2 protein-coding genes are annotated in these 1,207 nt (G+C 67.9%); one reads left to right on the forward strand and one right to left on the reverse strand.

The window, feature by feature from the left end; genetic code table 11:
- The coding region (locus PGX04_RS24280; RefSeq protein ID WP_273740857.1) for a putative sulfate/molybdate transporter at nt 1-313 on the reverse strand (313 nt) is incomplete at its 3' end.
- A gap of 242 nt (nt 314-555) precedes the next feature.
- Here PGX04_RS24280 and PGX04_RS24285 point away from each other — a divergent pair.
- Nucleotides 556-1,207 (forward strand): AIR synthase related protein (locus PGX04_RS24285; RefSeq protein WP_273740858.1); only part of this gene is annotated, 652 nt, incomplete at its 3' end.

The raw sequence follows: 1,207 nt of genomic DNA on the forward strand, positions 1-1,207 counted from the left end.
GCCCGACCGCGAGCAGGACGCCGCCGGCGAGCAATCCGGCGGCAGCGAGTTCGGCGGACGACAGCGCGCCGACGATGGCCAGACCGACCAGCGCCTTCATCGGTTCTACCGAGAGGGGCATCCCGTAGTACACGCCCCAGACGATCTGGAAGACGCCGAAGCCGAGCAATACGTGGGGCAACGAGACGCTCGTCGTCGCCCCCAGCGCCACGAGCAGCGGCAATACAGTAACCGAATCACCTAGCGCACCCGTGAGTTCGCTCGCAGAGAACTCGAGGTCGATGTCGGTCCGCGATCGGATCGAGTACGCCATCTATCCCCGATAATCCGGGGGTAGCCTTCACTCTTGTCTGTAATCTAAACCAGTTTCGTGACGACGCGATCGATAGTGATTGTGGTTACGGTGCTGCCGTTCGAACTCGGCGGCGAGGCGCGTTCGATCGGGGTCACCCCTCGAGTCGCGGTCGGAGTGACGGACTCTCGACGAGCCGCCGCGCCGGGGCGCGGTCGACGCGGATCACCACCGCTAAGACCGCTCGGTGGGACCTACCGGCCGTGAGCGACCTCGGAAAAATCGATCGCGCGTTCTTCGATCGGCACGTCGCACCGAATCTCGGTGCCGACCGCGACGACGTCGCCGTCGGTCCCACCCACGGCGTCGACTTCGGCGTCCTCGATATCGGCGGGCAGGCGCTGGTCACCGCCACCGATCCGCTGTCGATCCTGCCCGCGCTGGGCCTCGATCGGGCGGCGCGGTTCGCACTCGACCTCGTGCTCGCGGACGTGGCCGTCAGCGGCGTCGCCCCGTCGCATCTCTCGATCTGTTTCACGCTTCCGGCGGGGATGACCGACGACGAGTTCGCGACGGTCTGGGAGACGATCCACGCGGAGTGCGTCGATCTCGGCGTCTCGATCGTGACGGGACACACGGCGCGATACGCGGACGTCTCGCACCCGTGGGTCGGCGCTGCGACCGCGATGGGCGTCGGCGATCACGACGAAATCGTCCGCCCCGACGGAGCCCGCCCCGGTGATCGACTCCTCCTGACGAACGGCCCCGCCGTCGAGTCGGTCGGCCTCTTGAGTACGCTCTTCGGCGAGCAGCTGGCCCTCCCGAACGACGTGATCGCGGACGCGCAGGATCGACTCGAGGAGGTCTTCTCCGTCCGCGACGCCCTCACCGCGGCCGCCGCGGGACCGGTGCGGG

It is taken from the genome of Natrinema soli (assembly GCF_028618695.1).